The 16,316-nt window shown below is 44.7% G+C and carries 20 protein-coding genes and 1 pseudogene; 15 read left to right on the plus strand and 6 right to left on the minus strand.

The window, feature by feature from the left end; translation table 11 throughout:
- Window positions 1–89: 89 nt before the first annotated feature.
- Complete coding sequence (locus tag G9F50_RS03545) at window positions 90–251, minus strand: hypothetical protein (RefSeq protein ID WP_007409608.1); 162 nt, start codon at window positions 249–251, stop codon at window positions 90–92.
- Window positions 252–439: 188 nt separating this feature from the next.
- Here G9F50_RS03545 and cheV point away from each other — a divergent pair, with 188 nt between their 5' ends.
- Complete coding sequence (gene cheV / locus G9F50_RS03550) at window positions 440–1,351, plus strand: chemotaxis protein CheV (RefSeq protein ID WP_007409609.1); 912 nt, start codon at window positions 440–442, stop codon at window positions 1,349–1,351.
- Between the two features lie 42 nt (window positions 1,352–1,393).
- Here the strand turns inward: cheV and G9F50_RS03555 are convergent, their stop codons facing one another.
- The 4 genes from G9F50_RS03555 to G9F50_RS03570 form a co-directional block, all read right to left on the minus strand.
- The gene (locus tag G9F50_RS03555; protein ID WP_003154622.1) at window positions 1,394–1,858 is read right to left on the minus strand and encodes a YkyB family protein; all 465 of its coding nucleotides are present in this window, start codon (window positions 1,856–1,858) and stop codon (window positions 1,394–1,396) included.
- A gap of 122 nt (window positions 1,859–1,980) precedes the next feature.
- The gene (locus G9F50_RS03560) at window positions 1,981–3,273 is read right to left on the minus strand and encodes an MFS transporter (protein ID WP_015239757.1); all 1,293 of its coding nucleotides are present in this window, start codon (window positions 3,271–3,273) and stop codon (window positions 1,981–1,983) included.
- 75 nt (window positions 3,274–3,348) lie between these two features.
- Entirely contained in the window at window positions 3,349–3,843 is a 495-nt protein-coding gene (locus tag G9F50_RS03565) for a L,D-transpeptidase family protein (protein WP_088462390.1), read from the minus strand.
- 74 nt (window positions 3,844–3,917) lie between these two features.
- Entirely contained in the window at window positions 3,918–4,781 is an 864-nt protein-coding gene (locus G9F50_RS03570; RefSeq protein ID WP_060561757.1) for a metallophosphoesterase, read from the minus strand.
- Window positions 4,782–4,925: 144 nt separating this feature from the next.
- Here G9F50_RS03570 and fadH point away from each other — a divergent pair, with 144 nt between their 5' ends.
- The 14 genes and pseudogenes from fadH (at window position 4,926) to G9F50_RS03640 (ending at window position 15,224) form a co-directional block, all read left to right on the plus strand.
- Window positions 4,926–5,690, plus strand: a complete 765-nt coding sequence (gene fadH / locus G9F50_RS03575) for a 2,4-dienoyl-CoA reductase (protein ID WP_060561756.1) — start codon at window positions 4,926–4,928, stop codon at window positions 5,688–5,690.
- A 164-nt stretch (window positions 5,691–5,854) separates the two neighbouring features.
- Window positions 5,855–6,351 (plus strand): annotated as a pseudogene (locus G9F50_RS20530) (hypothetical protein).
- A 141-nt stretch (window positions 6,352–6,492) separates the two neighbouring features.
- Window positions 6,493–7,713 carry an EAL domain-containing protein gene (locus G9F50_RS03585; RefSeq protein WP_007409615.1) on the plus strand — a complete coding sequence of 407 codons (1,221 nt, stop codon included), beginning with the start codon at window positions 6,493–6,495 and terminating at the stop codon, window positions 7,711–7,713.
- Window positions 7,714–8,158: 445 nt separating this feature from the next.
- Window positions 8,159–8,398: a YkuJ family protein gene (locus G9F50_RS03590; RefSeq protein WP_003154613.1), complete on the plus strand. Its 240-nt coding sequence runs from the start codon at window positions 8,159–8,161 to the stop codon at window positions 8,396–8,398.
- A 122-nt stretch (window positions 8,399–8,520) separates the two neighbouring features.
- A complete protein-coding gene (locus tag G9F50_RS03595; RefSeq protein WP_020955744.1) occupies window positions 8,521–9,039 on the plus strand; it encodes a ribonuclease H-like YkuK family protein in 519 nt (172 codons plus the stop codon).
- 140 nt (window positions 9,040–9,179) lie between these two features.
- On the plus strand, window positions 9,180–9,371 hold the full coding sequence (gene abbA, locus G9F50_RS03600; protein ID WP_007409618.1) for an antirepressor AbbA: 192 nt from the start codon (window positions 9,180–9,182) through the stop codon (window positions 9,369–9,371).
- A gap of 143 nt (window positions 9,372–9,514) precedes the next feature.
- Window positions 9,515–9,958, plus strand: coding sequence for a cyclic-di-AMP-binding protein CbpB (cbpB, locus tag G9F50_RS03605; RefSeq protein ID WP_003154608.1), 444 nt, complete (start codon window positions 9,515–9,517; stop codon window positions 9,956–9,958).
- Window positions 9,959–10,098: 140 nt separating this feature from the next.
- Window positions 10,099–10,980 (plus strand): transcriptional regulator CcpC, encoded by an 882-nt coding sequence (gene ccpC / locus G9F50_RS03610; RefSeq protein WP_007611101.1) that lies wholly within the window; start codon window positions 10,099–10,101, stop codon window positions 10,978–10,980.
- Between the two features lie 112 nt (window positions 10,981–11,092).
- Complete coding sequence (locus tag G9F50_RS03615) at window positions 11,093–11,566, plus strand: flavodoxin (protein WP_025284659.1); 474 nt, start codon at window positions 11,093–11,095, stop codon at window positions 11,564–11,566.
- Window positions 11,556–12,449, plus strand: coding sequence for a WD40/YVTN/BNR-like repeat-containing protein (locus G9F50_RS03620; protein WP_060561755.1), 894 nt, complete (start codon window positions 11,556–11,558; stop codon window positions 12,447–12,449). The genes G9F50_RS03615 and G9F50_RS03620 overlap by 11 nt, the downstream gene beginning before the upstream one ends.
- 26 nt (window positions 12,450–12,475) lie before the next feature.
- The gene (locus tag G9F50_RS03625; protein ID WP_060561754.1) at window positions 12,476–12,931 is read left to right on the plus strand and encodes a flavodoxin; all 456 of its coding nucleotides are present in this window, start codon (window positions 12,476–12,478) and stop codon (window positions 12,929–12,931) included.
- 81 nt (window positions 12,932–13,012) lie between these two features.
- Entirely contained in the window at window positions 13,013–13,723 is a 711-nt protein-coding gene (dapD, locus tag G9F50_RS03630) for a 2,3,4,5-tetrahydropyridine-2,6-dicarboxylate N-acetyltransferase (protein WP_007409623.1), read from the plus strand.
- A 70-nt stretch (window positions 13,724–13,793) separates the two neighbouring features.
- Window positions 13,794–14,918, plus strand: a complete 1,125-nt coding sequence (locus G9F50_RS03635; protein WP_017417680.1) for an N-acetyldiaminopimelate deacetylase — start codon at window positions 13,794–13,796, stop codon at window positions 14,916–14,918.
- A gap of 60 nt (window positions 14,919–14,978) precedes the next feature.
- Window positions 14,979–15,224, plus strand: a complete 246-nt coding sequence (locus tag G9F50_RS03640) for a YkuS family protein (protein WP_003154596.1) — start codon at window positions 14,979–14,981, stop codon at window positions 15,222–15,224.
- A 33-nt stretch (window positions 15,225–15,257) separates the two neighbouring features.
- Here G9F50_RS03640 and G9F50_RS03645 read toward each other — a convergent pair whose 3' ends face one another.
- Entirely contained in the window at window positions 15,258–16,064 is an 807-nt protein-coding gene (locus G9F50_RS03645) for a mechanosensitive ion channel family protein (protein ID WP_060561753.1), read from the minus strand.
- Window positions 16,065–16,316: the final 252 nt, after the last annotated feature.

Raw genomic sequence — 16,316 nt, forward strand, 5'->3', positions numbered from 1 at the left:
CCTTCTTTCAGAAAAAAATAAGACAACCAGCTGAAATGATTGTCTTCATTGTATCATGATCTATCTATTGTGATATGTGGCGAATGTCATTAATACCCGTATTCAAAGCTGACGTCTTCCCGCCATAAGATGTATGGAGCGGGCTTGTCGGGACGCTCTTTCGCCTCTTTTTTCATTTGCAGGTAAGCCGTTTTGCTGATATCTTCTAACACCGTCATTTGATCTTGGTCGAATATGACTACTGTACCCATTTATTACACCCTTCTTCCTGAAAAATCCTTGACTATTTTACCACTCGATATCAAAAAGTCAATGGGATATCAGAAAAAAGCACTTTTTTATAAAGAGTTCATGGCCAGTTGGACCGAATACATTCACTTTTTCTGTTTACAGCCGATATATACAGTACAATACTGAATGCGGATAGCGAGGGATTGAATTGTCTTTACAACAATACGATATTTTATTGGATTCAGGCACAAACGAATTAGAAATCGTCAAATTTGAAGTAGGTGTCAATACATTTGGCATAAATGTGATGAAAGTCCGGGAAATCATTCAGCCGGTAGATGTCACATCTGTGCCTCAGTCTCATAAAGACGTAGAAGGGATGATTAAGCTGAGAGGCGAAATTCTTCCCGTCATCAGTCTGTATACCTTTTTCGGCGTTGATGCCGAAGGAGCAAAAGACGATAAATATATCGTAACGGAATTCAACAAGCGGAAAATCGTCTTTCACGTCGGTTCCGTTTCACAAATCCACAGGGTGTCCTGGGAGGCGATTGAAAAGCCGACTTCCCTGAACCAGGGCATGGAGCGGCACTTAACGGGAATCATCAAACTGGAAGACACGATGATCTTTCTGCCTGATTATGAAAAGATCATTTATGATATTGAATCGGCATCCGGAGTTGAAACTTATCATGTCCATCAGGAAGGATTTGATGAAAGACGGGCGGGTAAAAAACTGATCATCGTTGAAGATTCGCCGCTTCTGATGCGTCTTTTGACGGATGAGCTGACTGAGGCGGGGTACAGTGAAATCGTTACGTTTGAAAACGGAAAAGAAGCGTATGATTACGTCGTGGAACTGACGGATAACGGAGCAAACCTGTCAGACCATATTGACATGATTATCAGTGACATTGAAATGCCGAAAATGGACGGGCATCGTTTGACGAAGCTCCTTAAGGATAACCCGCAAAGCTCTGATGTGCCGATTATGATTTTCTCGTCCCTGATTACGGACGACCTGCGCCACCGGGGCGAAGTCGTCGGAGCGGATGAACAGATCAGCAAGCCTGAAATCAGCGAGCTCATTAAAAAAGTGGATACGTACGTGATTGAATAGAAAAAGCCGATGCATGACGCATCGGCTTTTTTTGCGGCGGAATTAAAAATAACTCTCACCAAGTTTTTTAAATACGGGTTTATGATAAGCGGGCTGCTGCCTGTTGGCGGCAAGCGGTTTTTCCTTTAAGCCCACATATTTTTGCAATACGTTTTTCGCTTTTGTCAAAGACATTTGTGCTTTAGGATTGCGGTACGACTGATTTAACGTACCTAAATGCGGAAGATGCTGGAAGTCTTCTTTTGTTGGAGGCATGTGAAAATAGTAGTCTCCGATAGAGATAAGTACGTCTGACTGCTGTTGGCTAAACCTGGGATTATTTGAAAAGTGAAGCCCTATTTTTTTCCCTTTGCCTTCTTTCACAAGCTTTTGTAATGCCCGTTTTTTCAGCAGATAAAGGTATTTAGGGTTGGGGGCGGTTTTTGCATGGCGGTTCACAGTATAAACAGCTTTTGAAAGATTCTCGATGGTTGGCTGCAGCTCTTTCGAATAAGCGTGGTCGTCCATTATTTCTCTCCTTTGCATTGATCAAGTTCATATATAGATTATACTTTTTTAGCGTTGAAATGCAAATATTGATTATAAAAATACGCCTTTTTCTGATGAAAAGGGCGCATCTTTTTCCTTTATTAGACAGGTTTCGCATGTTTTTCAGAATCAGCCTTTAATGATTGCTGCACATCGATCTCTGCTGCCTCGGCGCTGTATTTCGGAAGAGCGATAAAATAGAACACAAATACCGCTAAAATCACGATTCCCATGCCGTAATAAAGGTAATCAATATTGGTAACGAATTTCGGAAATAACAGGGCGACCAGTCCGAGTGTAATCGATTGGGCAAACATCATAAAAGGATCCTGCCAGCCGCTGACCCGGCCCATTATTTTCGGATGAACGATTTTCGGCATCCAGCCGCCGATGGCGATATTGACAGGGCCGATGCACATGCCGAGGACGAAAGCCGCCGCATAATAAATCCACAGCTTATCCGTATAGCCGAGGACAAAAATGAGCAGTCCGGCTGCCAAAATAGGAATCGACATCAAATGATGCGGTTTGACTTTTTTTGCGATCATCGTTCCGATCACACTTCCTGCAAGCAGGCCGAAGCCGAGTGCGACGGTGAAGATGGAAGTATGTGATTCGTAATGATCAGGCGCAAGTCCGTATTTCATCGTAAACATCGGCAGTACGGCAAAGCCGCCGTTGACAAAACCAAAGATAAAAAAGCCGAAAATAAGGGAAGCAAGCAATTTGTTTTTAACAATATATACGATCCCTTCCTTAAAATCAGCGACCGAGTCTTTCAGAAACGAATCTCCCCATTTAAAAGGGCCGTTCGGCTGACGGGCTTCTTTCGGAATGCGGCACGCGCGGATCAGAAAGCCTGATACAATAAAGCTGACAAAATCAAGGATAATGGCTCCGTGAATACCGATCGTTTTATACATAAACGCGCCTATACCGACGCCGAATACCATGAAGATGCTGAACAGAATCTGGTTAAGTCCCGCCGCTTTCGCGTAATGCTCCTTAGGCAGAATAGCTTGTACAAGGCTGGCTTCCGCCGGGAAAAAGAACTTGGTCACGGCGCTTCTGATGAACAAAATACAGAACACGAGAGGGATGCTCCCGGTGTATAATGCGGCAAACAATACGATCGTCAGTCCGGCTCTGATCCAGTCACAATTCTCTGCGACCTTTTTCCTGTCAAGCCGGTCAGCTGCGACACCGACAATCAGAAATACGAAAACTGTCGGCAGTGAATACATCAGCTCAGCCAAAGTCGTGTATGCCGGCTGGTTTGAAAAATGGTCCAGCAAGTAAAAAGCGAAAGCCATATTACCTACAGTCGTTCCCATTTGAGAAGCGAGTGCTGCGAAAAAGAGACGGACAAAATTGCGATTTTTAAATATATCCATAAACACGCTCCTTACCCTAGAGGTCCCACTGTAATATATTATCATCAGCTCGTTCCATTAACAAATAAGATCTTTCTATCTTATAATAGTCACCCTTGTTCCATTAGGAACGGTAGCGGCAAGTTCAGTGACGTCCTGATTATACATCCGGATGCATCCTTTTGATACCGCTTTGCCGATGGAGGAAGGATTATTTGTTCCGTGAATGCCGTAATGAATTTTAGAGAGGCTGAGCCAATAAGCGCCGAACGGGCCGCCGGGCTTAGGCTGGCGGTTCACGATGTAAAATTCTCCGGTCGGCGTGGTCGTCAATATTTTTCCGACTGCGATGGGATACGTACGGATGAGCCTGCCAAGGCGGTATAACTCCAGTTTCTTCGCTCCGATATACACGATGATGGAGTAGGGAATGGTGGATGGGTCGGGAAGATTCGGTATGATAATATGTTGTCCCGCGTATATGACCGATTGGATTGAGGGATTTGCCTGAAGGAGAGCAGCAGTGCTTATTCTGAAGTCTTGCGCAATGCTTGAGATGGTTTCTCCTTGTTTCACTTGATATGTCAGCAGTTTCATCACCCTCCTTTTTGCTCTTTTCCATATACATATTACGGAGGGGGTGTCTGTGCATCAGGATAAAAGTCTTATTTTTGCTCGGTTTTCAATGTGAACAGCGTGATTTCCGGTCTGGCTAAAAATCGATACGGCAGTCTTGTCGTACCGAGCCCGCGATTGACGTAAACGGCTGTGTCATGCAGCGTATACATGCCGTCGGTATACGTTTTTCCGTAAGGAGGCGTAATGAGAGGGCCGAAAAACGGGAGCTGGACCTGGCCGCCGTGAGTGTGTCCCGACAGCTGGAGGTTTACGGGATATCCGCCTATCTTGAGAGCGGCATCAGGCTCGTGGACGATTAAAATGGAAAACGCATCTTCGGAAAGGCGGGACAGGGTGGCTTCATAATCGGGTTTTCCGAGCATTACATCATCCAAAAACGCGAGTTCAATCCGGCTTCCGTCTGTCAGCTGCACCTGACGATAGCCGTTTCGAAACACTTGAAAATCCGCCGCTTCCATCAGAGCCTTGTACGTGTTCGTACCGTAGCCGCCGTGGTCATGGTTTCCGTAAACACAAAGTTTGCCGAAGGGAGCTTCAAGATTTTGCAGCACGGCGAGTGCATGCTGGTGATTATTAAATAAATGCGGCTTATCAATTAAATCTCCCGTAAAGATGAGCAGATCGGGTTTCAGCTGATTGATCTTTTCCGCTGCTTTATTCAAGTCACCGGATGTAAACACATCACTGAGATGCGTATCGCTGAATTGAACGATTTTAAAATTGTCAAAGCTGCGGGGGATCAGGCGGCTGGTGATTGTATGCCGGGTGATCTCAATCATGCGCGGTTCAATATACCGGGCATAGCCGTAACCTCCGCAAGCCATTGCGAGAGCTGCACCCAAAATGCCGAATCCTCTTTTTAAAAATGTTCTTCTGGTCATTTTCTCCATATGTAAAACCAACCTTTGTCAGAGTTGTTCTATTATATCATCAGCTTGGCTGAAAAATCCCTTCTCAGCATGTAATGACGCGGATAGACATCTGTGATAAAATTATGAATGATTATTCATTCAATAAAAAGGGGTGGGTTTGTTATGGATAAGAAAGCGGTAATCATTACAGGCGGATCAAGCGGCATGGGAAAAGCAATGGCGAAGAAACAGGCTGAATTAGGATGGCACGTCATGGTGACAGGGAGGAACCATGAAGCACTTGAGGAAACAAAAAAAGAAATTGAGACCTTTGAGGGGCAGGTCGCCTGTTTTCAAATGGATGTCCGTTCTGATTCCGCCGCTTCAGACATGATTACAGAAGCGAAAAAAGTCTTTGGCCGGCTCGATGCGCTGATTAACAATGCGGCCGGCAACTTTATTTGCCCGGCAGAGAAGCTGACGCCTAATGGATGGAAAGCTGTTATTGAGATTGTTTTAAACGGCACATTTTTCTGCAGCCAAGCAGCGGCAAGGCATTGGATCGAGCAGGAGCAGAAGGGCGTCATCTTAAATATGGCCGCAACATACGCATGGGGAGCGGGATCGGGTGTCGTTCATTCCGCTGCAGCCAAAGCGGGGGTATTGTCACTGACAAGAACGCTGGCCGTTGAATGGGGGAGCAAATACGGCATCCGCACAAACGCGATAGCCCCCGGCCCTATTGAACGGACAGGCGGTGCGGAGAAGCTGTTTGAATCGGAAAAAGCGGTGTCCCGCACTATGAACAGTGTGCCGCTCGGCCGGCTGGGCACACCGGAAGAAATCGCCGCGTTGGCAGCGTTTTTGCTATCTGATGAAGCGTCCTACATAAACGGGGATTGTATCACAATGGACGGAGGGCAATGGCTGAATCCTTATCCGTTTTAATTTTTCATATATTGATTATTTTGCAAAACAAGCGAACGTTAAAGCCGCCGTTCGCTTGTTTTATTTTCTATTCAAAATTATGATATAATTTTGAAAGATTAAGGGGCGATTAATTGAAGAAATTATGAAAATGGTTCGTTGTACTATTTGTAAGCAGTTTCGTTATCATCTTTAATATTTGGTACTTTATTATTTGTGCTTTTACTCCGGAGTATTATCAAAATACCAATCTTACATCTGATGAAATAATCAGATTTGAAAAGCTATTTCACATAGATTTTCCTGATGAAACGAAATTTATTAAAGCCAGGGAGTATTTGAGTGGGCTCGGAGGCGATACATCGGCTGTATTATATGTGTCTCTGCCAACCAAGCTGGCGGAAAGATTTTATCTGATTATACGTATATGCCAATAAATCATACTGATCATGCCGGTTCAATGTATGGAGTTGACGTTTCCAAGAGTGTTGGCGGGTTAACAACTCTTACATGTGGCACTTTAGATAAAAAAGGAACTTTCTTTCAGTTGGAACATGAGGATGATTGGATATATAACAGCACTGATTGGAGCCATTATTTTTGGACAGCTGCCGGTTATAATGCTCTTATATTTATCCTTTTATTTGTGATTGCGAAACAAATGAACAACGTCCTTAATTAACCGGTCTAAAGAGTGATCTTAAAAATGTTCCCCTTTTATTTTAAGCTGCTGCCATACTGCCTCCTTTTCCCCTAATCTAAACATTTGTGGTGCTGATATAATTGTGTATAATCAGACAAAGATAGAGAAGCAGGTGATAACATGTTGGACCCACTTGATATACTGACGAATATTGATGATGTCATTCCGTATTACCAAGCGATTTTTAACGCTGAGGAACAAAGAGTCGTAGGCTACGAAGTGCTTGGCCGGATTTTGGCAGATGCGGAGATTGAGAGCCTTGGGCCGTTTTTCTTAGATTCCGGCATTCCGGAAGAATATAAGCTTGAGGTCGATGACAGAGTCATCAGGCAGGCGCTGGAGAGGTTTAAAGAAGCTGATCGTGATCTGTTGATTTTTATCAATCAGGATGCGAATGTATTGATGCTTGACCACGGCGAAAGTTTTCTTGAGCTTTTGAAAGAATACGAAGAGCAGGGCATTGAATTGAACCGTATTGTGCTTGAGATCACCGAGCACAATTTCGAAGGCGACATTGAACAGCTGTACCATATGCTTGCCTACTATCGTACATACGGCATTAAAATCGCGGTGGACAATATAGGTAAGGAGAGCAGCAATCTGGACAGAATCGCGCTCCTTTCACCGGACCTTCTGAAAATAGATTTGCAGGCGCTGAAGGTATCTCAGCCGTCACCATCATATGAGCATGTGCTGTACAGCATTTCATTGCTGGCGAGAAAAATCGGCGCCGCGCTGCTGTATGAAGATATAGAAGCTGATTTCCAGCTCCAGTACGCATGGAGAAACGGAGGCCGATTTTTTCAAGGCTATTATCTGCAGGCGCCGAGCGGCGATTTTATAGACCGGAGCCTGTTAAAAGCACGCTTGAAAACGGAGTTTCAGCAATTTATCACGAGAGAAAAAAAGAAGCTGGAAACGGTCTATGAACACTCTGAGAATTTTTATAAGCGGGTCAATCAGGCAGTTTCCGAGCTGAAGAAAACCCATCAGGCGGACGATGAGTTTATTAAAAAACTGGCGGAAAACCTGACCGACTGCTGTTTCAGAATTTATATGTGTGATGAAGAAGGCTATCAGCTGACGGGAAATGTGTTCAAGCAGTCCGGCGAATGGCTTTATCAGCCTGAATACATGGAGAAAAACTGGAGCTGGCGTCCGTACTTTTTAGAAAACATCATGAAGATGCGGAATTCAAGAAAAGGCTTTTTCAGTGACCTGTACAGTGATATTGAGACAGGTGAGATGATCAGAACCTTTTCATACCCGATGGATGACAATATGTATTTATTTATCGATCTGCCTTACTCTTATTTATATGAACAGGACGGGTTACTTTAAAGCGGCTGGCTGTATGCCGCTTTTTTTGTTCATTTGAAAAAAGTTTTAAAAAACGATTGACAATGATACTGATAATCATTATCATTTAGTTATAGAGAGAAGTTACTCTCTGTTCCCCAACCCCTCTATCAGATCAAGATCCGAAAAAACTTGGCGCTACCCCCGCCAAGTTTTTTTATGCTGTCTCCTCATAAAAGGGCTACTCCTTACATACATCTGATAATGGCGGCTCAAAAAGCGAAAAATTATTTTTGAAAGGTGTATGACATTCCGAAAAAAGCTTCAAACTATTCGAAAACACGGTTTTTCCCGTTTATTTCTTTTTGAAAATCCAGCGGGAAAATGCCATCCCGGTCTACTTTATGGTATGATGCTCTGTAGAACTTGTATTATAATAAATACTTGTTGATTTGAAGTTGTTTTTTGAAAGGAGTCTTTTTTTAGAATGTCACAATTAATGGGTATCATCACGCGGCTGCAAAGTCTGCAAGAAACAGCGGAAGCGGCTAACGAGCCGATGCAGCGTTATTTTGAAGTTAACGGCGAAAAAATTTGCAGTGTTAAATATTTCGAAAAAAATCAAACGTTTGAACTGACGGTTTTCCAAAAAGGTGAAAAACCTAACACATATCCGTTTGATAACATTGACATGATTTCTATTGAAATTTTTGAGCTCCTTCAGTAATTTGATTTGATTTTTCAGGCTGACCAAGCTTCCGGTCTTCCGCAAGCGGAGCTTTATTAAATTATGCAAAGGAACGTGCTTGTTCGTTTGGTTGTAGACTCTGGAAAGAGGAGTGTCCGTACATGGCTGATTCTTTTCTGTTTTATAATCTTTCTGAGGCACAGATGACCTTTCAAGACGTGACGGAGCGGCTGAAACGCTTTGTCAATAAAGACCCCCGTTCAGCATACGTGCTGTCTGTAGGGACTGATTCACAAGTTTACCGCGACTTCACAAAGTTTATTACGGCTATACACTTGCACCGTACAGGCAAGGGAGCTTGGGGCTGTTTGAAAAATCACGATCTTGCAAGACCGATACATAGCCTTCGCGAAAAAATTTCGCTGGAAACCGCGTTCAGCCAGGAGATGGCTGCGCATATCCTCGACGGCCGTCTTATGGAACTGACAGATTTGCTCTTGCCTTTTGCGGATGAAGGGGCGGATCTTTCATTTGAAGTGCATCTGGATATCGGTCAAAAAGGGCTGACAAAAGAATTGATACAAGAAATGACCGGCCGCATTACCTCGATGGGCATTGAAGCGAAAATCAAGCCCGATTCCTGCACAGCATTCAGTTATGCCAATCGTTACACAAAATAATATTTCATACAGAATCCGCAAAATGTCGAATTATGCGGTTGACGATTTTTTTCTGTTTACTTATTCTAGCGGTAGAGCTGAAAGCAAATTTCACGTTGCTTTCGGAGGTATTCAGTTAAAAATAGGGGGCCTGATTACGTATGAGTCTTATCGGTGAACGATTTACGGAAGAAGAACAGAAACTTCTGCTGAATATCCTGATCAATCAAGAATATGCCATTGAGCTTTTGACCAGCGAAATCAACGATATAGAAGCAGGGTCAAAAAGCGTCGATGGAACCACTTATAAAAAACTCGTAACGCTCTATGACCGTTTTCGGAATGAAAATTAATCAGCGGCCTATAAATTGATACTCGATTGCAAAGAGTATCTTTTTTATTGACGGAAACTTTTCGACAAAAAATGATAATGTTTATATTATTGCAATATAGGGAATACATGCTTTGATGAAAAATGTAAAGGGGTCGAAGTGACATGATTAGCTTACAATCAGATCAGCTTCTTGATGCAACAGTCGGACAATTTATGATCGAGGCGGATAAAGTGGCGCACGTTCAAGTCGGAAACAACCTTGAACATGCTCTATTAGTGCTGACGAAAACCGGCTATACCGCCATTCCCGTCCTCGACGCTTCGTACCGTCTGCACGGTTTGATCGGGACAAATATGATTATGAACAGCATTTTCGGACTTGAACGGATCGAGTTTGAGAAGCTGGATCAAATTACGGTTGAGGAAGTCATGCTGAAAGACATTCCCCGTCTCCACATCAATGATCCGATTATCAAAGGGTTCAGCATGGTCATTAACAACGGCTTTGTCTGCGTTGAAAATGATGAAGGCGTCTTTGAAGGCATTTTCACGAGAAGAGTCGTATTAAAGCAGTTGAGCAGCCATATCAGATCATTGAATAAGTAGGCTCGCACGATCAGCCTATTTGTTCTTTTGCATGCCGGAAAAAGAAAACGCATACATATGAGTGGCGCTTGCCTCGGCAGCCTTTATTTTATTAGAATGGTAGATAAGAAATACGAAAAGGCATTGAAAAGGAGGACGACATGCAGCTTCAAGAGCTTCATATGCTCGTAGTTTTAGCTGAGGAATTAAACATGAGGAAGGCTGCCGAACGGTTATTCGTGTCACAGCCGGCTCTGTCCCAGCGATTGCAGACCATTGAAAAAGCCTGGGGAACAAAGATCTTTCTTAGATCTCAAAAAGGACTTACGGTAACGCCGGCAGGAGAAAAAATCATACAATTTGCAAATGACGTCACGGATCGGCAAGAAAGAATCAGAGAAAACATTGATGAACTTGAGGGTGAGATTCACGGCACATTAAAGCTTGCCGTCGCCTCGATTATCGGGCAGCACTGGCTTCCGAAAGTGTTAAAAACATATGTGGAACGATATCCGAATGCAAAGGTCTCTCTCATTACAGGGTGGAGCAGCGAAATGCTGAAAAGTCTGTATGAAGATCAGGTACATATCGGCATTATCCGGGGAAATCCGGAATGGAAAGGCCGGAAAGATTATTTAATGACCGATCATTTATATTTGGTCGATACGGAAATTTCCTGTATTGATGATATTGCCCATACCGACCGGCCGTTCATCCAATTCAAAAGTGACAGTACATATTTTCAGGAAATTCAGCATTGGTGGCATCAAAAATTCAAAACCTCGCCGAAACAGACCATCCTTGTCGATCAGATTGAAACGTGCAAGCAGATGGCGCTGCACGGGATCGGATATGCCATTCTGCCGTCAGTCACCTTAGAAGAGGAAGACAAAGTAAATAAAATGCCCCTGCTTGATACAAAAGATCATCCGATCGGCCGTGACACATGGCTGCTCGGTTATGAGCCGGCATTTGAATTAAAACAGGTGCAGGCTTTTGTTTCTGTCATTAAAGATATGCTGAAGCAGGAACGCCCATTTTAGAAAGACAGCAATCATGCTGTCTTTTTTTTATTTTTTATTGACAATGAAAATCATTATCATTTAAAGTGTTATATATGTTAATGAAAATCATTATCAATTACGAGGTGGTCATATGCAGAAAGCATTAATGATATACGCAAGCATGTCGGGGAATACAGAGGATATTGCCGGCATTATAAAAGAAACACTGAGCGGGCATCAGATAGCAGTTGACTGTCTTGACATGGACGAAGCAGATGCGGATTCTCTCGAAGCATATGATTATGTTTTTGTCGGCACGTACACATGGGGGGACGGTGATCTTCCTTACGAAGCGGAAGATTTTTACGAAGATATTCTGCACAGCCAGCTCAACGGACTGAAAACGGCCTGTTTCGGTTCAGGCGATCACGCCTACCCGAAGTTTTGCGAAGCGGTCACGCTGTTTTGCGATGCGTTTGAACAGGCCGGAGCCAATTTATATCCGGAAACGCTGAAAATTGAGCTGGCGCCCGAGACGGCTGAGGATCAGGAATGCTGCAAAGAATTTGTCCGCGGTTTTCTTGCATGGGCCGCTCACCACGGAGACAAGTGCCATGTTTCATAAAGGCGCGACGGCTGTCATGGCATCAGTATCTTCGGGATTTTTTGTGGCTGTGAAAGGCGAAGGTATTTTTCATTTTTCGGCGGAAGAAGGCTGGAAAAGACTGTTCCGAGTGAAAAGCAGAATTCATGTGCTGACTTACATAGGGCCCTACATATTCGCGGCTGGAGAAAAAGGCGCCGTCCTCAGATCAGCCGATCAGGGAAAGACCTGGACGGCCTCCCGGTTTCCGACCAGCGCCTCCGTATGGGCAGTTGCCGGGCGGAATGACGGGTTTGTCTGTGCGCACGGCACATACTGCCTCTACTTATCTGATGATTTCGGCGTTACTTGGCATGTGGCTAAGCCCTTTTCACAATTAAAGGAGCCGCCTGTCATCCGTTCGCTTTGTTTACACGGTCAGACGATTTATATCGGCACCCGGATTCATATGAATCATGGCGGCATTTGGGCGTATGATCTGACGGAAGAACGCATCCGGCGTATAAGCCGCGAAAGGCAGCGCATGACGGCTTCAATGATGATGTATCAGAATGACTGGCTCATTGCAGCAAAGGGCGCGGCAAAGGGAGAACGGGGGGAGGTTGCCGTCCGAAACGTGCGGACGCAAGAGGAGTTTGCCATTTCAGCTGGACCCGCCGTACGGGAAAAATCATTTCTCGACGTTTCTGAGGATAACGGGATTATTTATGTCACATCGTCACAGGACGAAAACGGATTTTCGCGTATTTATCAAGCTGATCTCGCCGCCGGTGAATTAAAGTGGTTTGATACGATCCGCGGTCACGGATGGCGGGTGGCCAACCGGGAAGAAAATTTTTTTTGCGCGGGCCTTTACGAAAGTAAGTTTGTCAGACCGTATGAGTCGGTTCGGCTCGCACATTAGTTTTTATGCATAAAGGAGAGACGAAGATGGGGAATGTATTGCTTGTTTACGCCACAATGTCAGGAAACACCGAGGCGATGGCGGATTTAATTGAAAAAGGGCTGACCGAAGCACAAGCATCCGTAGACAGATATGAAGCGATGGATATTCATGCCGAACTTTTTAATGATTACAAGTATATTTTATTAGGCACATATACGTGGGGAGACGGGGATCTTCCTGATGAAATGCTCGATATTGCTGAAGATATGGAAAACCTGGAGTTTACGGGAAAAACATTTGCTTTGTTCGGTTCCGGAGATACGTCCTATGAGTTTTTTTGCGGGGCGGTTGACGAATTGGAAAAAGTAATCACGGCCCGCGGCGGGCGGGTGGTGCTGCCGTCGGTCAAAATTGAAAACAACCCTGAGGGCAGTGAGGAAGAAGAGCTCCGGGAATTCGGAAGACAGTTTGCCGCGCTGTGCAGCCAGCCGGCAGAATAAAGGCTTGTTCCTTTTTTTCTTGTCTTTGTATCCTTCCTTTGTTACAGTAATGAGGTAGAAAATCAGAGGAGGACAATACATATGAAAATGATGGATGCAAATGAAATTATTTCATTTATTCAAAATAGTACAAAATCAACGCCTGTAAAAGTGTATGTAAAAGGCGATCTTGAAGGAATCAGCTTTGGCGATTCCGCTAAAACATTCCTGAACGGCCAATCCGGCGTCGTTTTTGGCGAGTGGGCTGAAATTAAAAGCGCAATCGAAGAAAACAAAGACAAAATTGAGGATTACGTCATTGAAAATGACCGCCGCAACTCTGCGATCCCGATGCTTGATTTAAAAGATGTTAAAGCGAGAATCGAGCCCGGCGCTATTATCCGCGACCAAGTCGAAATCGGCGACAATGCCGTTATCATGATGGGTGCATCTATTAATATCGGTTCAGTCATCGGCGAAGGTACGATGATTGATATGAACGTTGTTCTCGGCGGACGCGCGACTGTCGGAAAAAACTGCCACATCGGAGCGGGTTCTGTATTAGCGGGCGTTATTGAGCCGCCTAGCGCTAAGCCTGTTGTCGTGGAAGACGACGTTGTGATCGGCGCAAATGCGGTTGTGCTTGAAGGCGTAACAATCGGTAAAGGCGCGGTTGTCGCTGCCGGAGCCATCGTTGTAAATGACGTCGAGCCATATACCGTTGTAGCGGGAACACCTGCGAAAAAAATCAAAGATATCGATGAAAAAACAAAAGGCAAAACAGAAATCAAACAGGAATTACGCCAGCTGTAAGGAATGGTTTGATAGAATGGGCGTGGATGATAAAATCCACGCCTTATTCTTATCTCAAGGAGGAATACATATGGAAAAAGAGCGGCTCATTGCCATCCGAAGAGATCTGCACCGCATTCCGGAGATCGGCTTTCAGGAATATAAAACCCAACAGTACCTGCTGAATCTATTGAACCAATATCCGGAGGAAAGAATTGAAATCGAAACTTGGAGAACCGGCATCTTTGTCAAAGTCAACGGCACGGCTCCGGAAAAAATGCTCGCCTACAGAGCGGATATAGACGCTCTGTCGATTGAAGAGCAGACGGGGCTTCCGTTTGCATCTGAACACCCCGGTTTTATGCACGCATGCGGCCACGATATGCACATGACCATCGCGCTCGGCATTATTGATCATTTTGTCCATCATCCCGTCAAACATGATCTGCTCTTTTTATTCCAGCCGGCTGAAGAAGGACCGGGCGGAGCGGAACCGATGCTTGAAAGCGATGTGCTGAAAAAATGGACGCCGGATTTGATTACCGCTCTCCATATAGCACCTGAGCTTCCTGTAGGCACAATTTCCACCAAAAGCGGATTGCTGTTTGCTAATACGAGCGAACTCGTCATCGATCTTGAGGGGAAAGGCGGGCATGCGGCATATCCGCATACAGCAGACGACATGGTCGTTGCCGCGAGCACGCTTGTCACGCAGCTGCAAACGGTCATATCCAGAAATACAGATCCGCTTGACAGCGCTGTGATCACTGTCGGAACGATTACCGGGGGCACGGCGCAAAATATCATCGCAGAGCATGCTCATCTGGAGGGAACCATCCGGACGCTTTCCGAGGAATCAATGCGTATGGTGAAAAAGCGGATTGAAGAGCTTGTCAAAGGAATTGAAATCGGCTTCCGATGCAAAGGAAAAGTCACGTATCCGTCCGTTTATCATCAAGTTTATAATACAAGCGGCCTGACCGAAGAATTTATGCAATTTGTCAGCGATCATCAGCTTGCTGACGTGAAAACGGCGAAAGAAGCGATGACCGGAGAAGATTTCGGATATATGCTGAAAAAATATCCCGGCTTTATGTTCTGGCTGGGGGCCGATTCATCCCACGGGCTTCATCACGCCAAGCTGAACCCGGATGAAGATGCGATGGAAACCGCGGTAAATGTCATGGTCGGATATTTTTCGAAGTATGCCAATTAAATCCGAAAAGAAGAATAATCTAACAAAAATTGAGCATTCTACATAACGGAGGTGTTCAATATGACGAAAAAAATTGGAATTGAACAATCTTTATCGGATGTAGAACAGGCGTTAAAACAAAAAGGATATGACGTAGTGATGATGAAGACTCCTGAGGATGCGAAGAATTGTGACTGCTGTGTCGTAACCGGACTTGACAGCAATGTCCAAGGAATTGCCGATACGTCAACTCAGGCTCCCGTCATTACGGCTTCCGGAATGACCGCCGACGAAATCTGCAGCGAAGTGGAAAAAAAATTTCATTAAAAAGAAAAAACCGAAGCTTACGCTTCGGTTTTTCTATTCGGCGGAAGCGGCGTTTTTAAAACGGTCGAGCGCGATTTTCATTTCTCTCCGCAGTACGCGTTCAACCCGCCATTGCTCCATATTTTCTGTTTTGGCAATGATTCTGATCACCATTTCTGACGAGCTTAAATCCTGAACCCCGATGACGTCCGGCCCTTCCTTAATCTGCGGGAGCTCAGCGGCTGCTTTGTCACACGCGGTTTGCAGGATTTGAATGGTTTCATCAAGATTTTTTTCAAGCGGTACTTTAATATCGACAAGCGCCTGCATCGTTCCGCGGGAATGGTTGCTCACATTCGTAATGCCCCGGTTGGGAAGATAGTGAAGCGTGCCGTCAAAGCTCCGGATTTGCGTCGTACGGAGACCGACCTGCTCGACAATGCCGCTGTAGCCGGCAACCGTAATATAATCGCCGACGTCGATCTGTTTTTCCAAAAGGATAAAAAATCCGGTGACGATGTCACTGACAAGCCCCTGAGCCCCGAAGCCGACTGCGAGACCGACCACGCCGGCGCCGGCAATGAGAGCGCTCGGATTGTAGTGAAATAAATCCAAAATCATTACGATAAAAACGAAAATCAAGATGTATCCATATACATTAAGCGCGAGGCTTCGCAAAGTATAAGCGCGGCCTGTGGAGAGGTTGTTTTGTTGCTCGAATTTCTGAAACAGATGCTTGATCAGCTTTTTTCCTGCCGCCCGGAAAATAAAGTACGCTAAAATAATGAGAGCCAGCTTTATGATGAAAATCCCGGCAGATGTGAAAAGCCCGGCCCAGTCAAAGTGTTTTAAATCAATCATAGTGATGTCTTCCTTTCAAGTCTTTTGCGGAAAAAGCTAAAAGTGATATACCCGTTTTTAAAATAAGATAAACCTTTTAATAGAAACCAGTTATTTCATTTATGATTTGTTCATATTGCCCGGTTTCAATATCATCATTTTTGTGAAGATATGAACTAAGGAATCGCCACACTCATTTTAACATGGTGATTCAGCCAAATCATATCCTTTGGAGGGAAAACAGGAGAACGTTGCCCGGCGGAACTGAAAGCC

Origin of the sequence: Bacillus sp. EKM206B, from assembly GCF_011066015.1 — a bacterium.
GTDB lineage: Bacteria > Bacillota > Bacilli > Bacillales > Bacillaceae > Bacillus > Bacillus velezensis.

Bases quoted from the DNA above. Each gene is read 5' to 3' on its own strand.
- G9F50_RS03545 (WP_007409608.1), bottom strand. From the start codon at position 251: ATGGGTACAGTAGTCATATTCGACCAAGATCAAATGACGGTGTTAGAA.
- G9F50_RS03555 (WP_003154622.1), bottom strand. From the start codon at position 1,858: ATGGACGACCACGCTTATTCGAAAGAGCTGCAGCCAACCATCGAGAAT.
- G9F50_RS03560 (WP_015239757.1), bottom strand. From the start codon at position 3,273: ATGGATATATTTAAAAATCGCAATTTTGTCCGTCTCTTTTTCGCAGCA.
- G9F50_RS03570 (WP_060561757.1), bottom strand. From the start codon at position 4,781: ATGGAGAAAATGACCAGAAGAACATTTTTAAAAAGAGGATTCGGCATT.
- fadH (WP_060561756.1), top strand. From the start codon at position 4,926: ATGGATAAGAAAGCGGTAATCATTACAGGCGGATCAAGCGGCATGGGA.
- G9F50_RS03585 (WP_007409615.1), top strand. From the start codon at position 6,493: ATGTTGGACCCACTTGATATACTGACGAATATTGATGATGTCATTCCG.
- G9F50_RS03590 (WP_003154613.1), top strand. From the start codon at position 8,159: ATGTCACAATTAATGGGTATCATCACGCGGCTGCAAAGTCTGCAAGAA.
- G9F50_RS03595 (WP_020955744.1), top strand. From the start codon at position 8,521: ATGGCTGATTCTTTTCTGTTTTATAATCTTTCTGAGGCACAGATGACC.
- abbA (WP_007409618.1), top strand. From the start codon at position 9,180: ATGAGTCTTATCGGTGAACGATTTACGGAAGAAGAACAGAAACTTCTG.
- cbpB (WP_003154608.1), top strand. From the start codon at position 9,515: ATGATTAGCTTACAATCAGATCAGCTTCTTGATGCAACAGTCGGACAA.
- ccpC (WP_007611101.1), top strand. From the start codon at position 10,099: ATGCAGCTTCAAGAGCTTCATATGCTCGTAGTTTTAGCTGAGGAATTA.
- G9F50_RS03615 (WP_025284659.1), top strand. From the start codon at position 11,093: ATGCAGAAAGCATTAATGATATACGCAAGCATGTCGGGGAATACAGAG.
- G9F50_RS03620 (WP_060561755.1), top strand. From the start codon at position 11,556: ATGTTTCATAAAGGCGCGACGGCTGTCATGGCATCAGTATCTTCGGGA.
- G9F50_RS03625 (WP_060561754.1), top strand. From the start codon at position 12,476: ATGGGGAATGTATTGCTTGTTTACGCCACAATGTCAGGAAACACCGAG.
- dapD (WP_007409623.1), top strand. From the start codon at position 13,013: ATGAAAATGATGGATGCAAATGAAATTATTTCATTTATTCAAAATAGT.
- G9F50_RS03635 (WP_017417680.1), top strand. From the start codon at position 13,794: ATGGAAAAAGAGCGGCTCATTGCCATCCGAAGAGATCTGCACCGCATT.
- G9F50_RS03640 (WP_003154596.1), top strand. From the start codon at position 14,979: ATGACGAAAAAAATTGGAATTGAACAATCTTTATCGGATGTAGAACAG.
- G9F50_RS03645 (WP_060561753.1), bottom strand. From the start codon at position 16,064: ATGATTGATTTAAAACACTTTGACTGGGCCGGGCTTTTCACATCTGCC.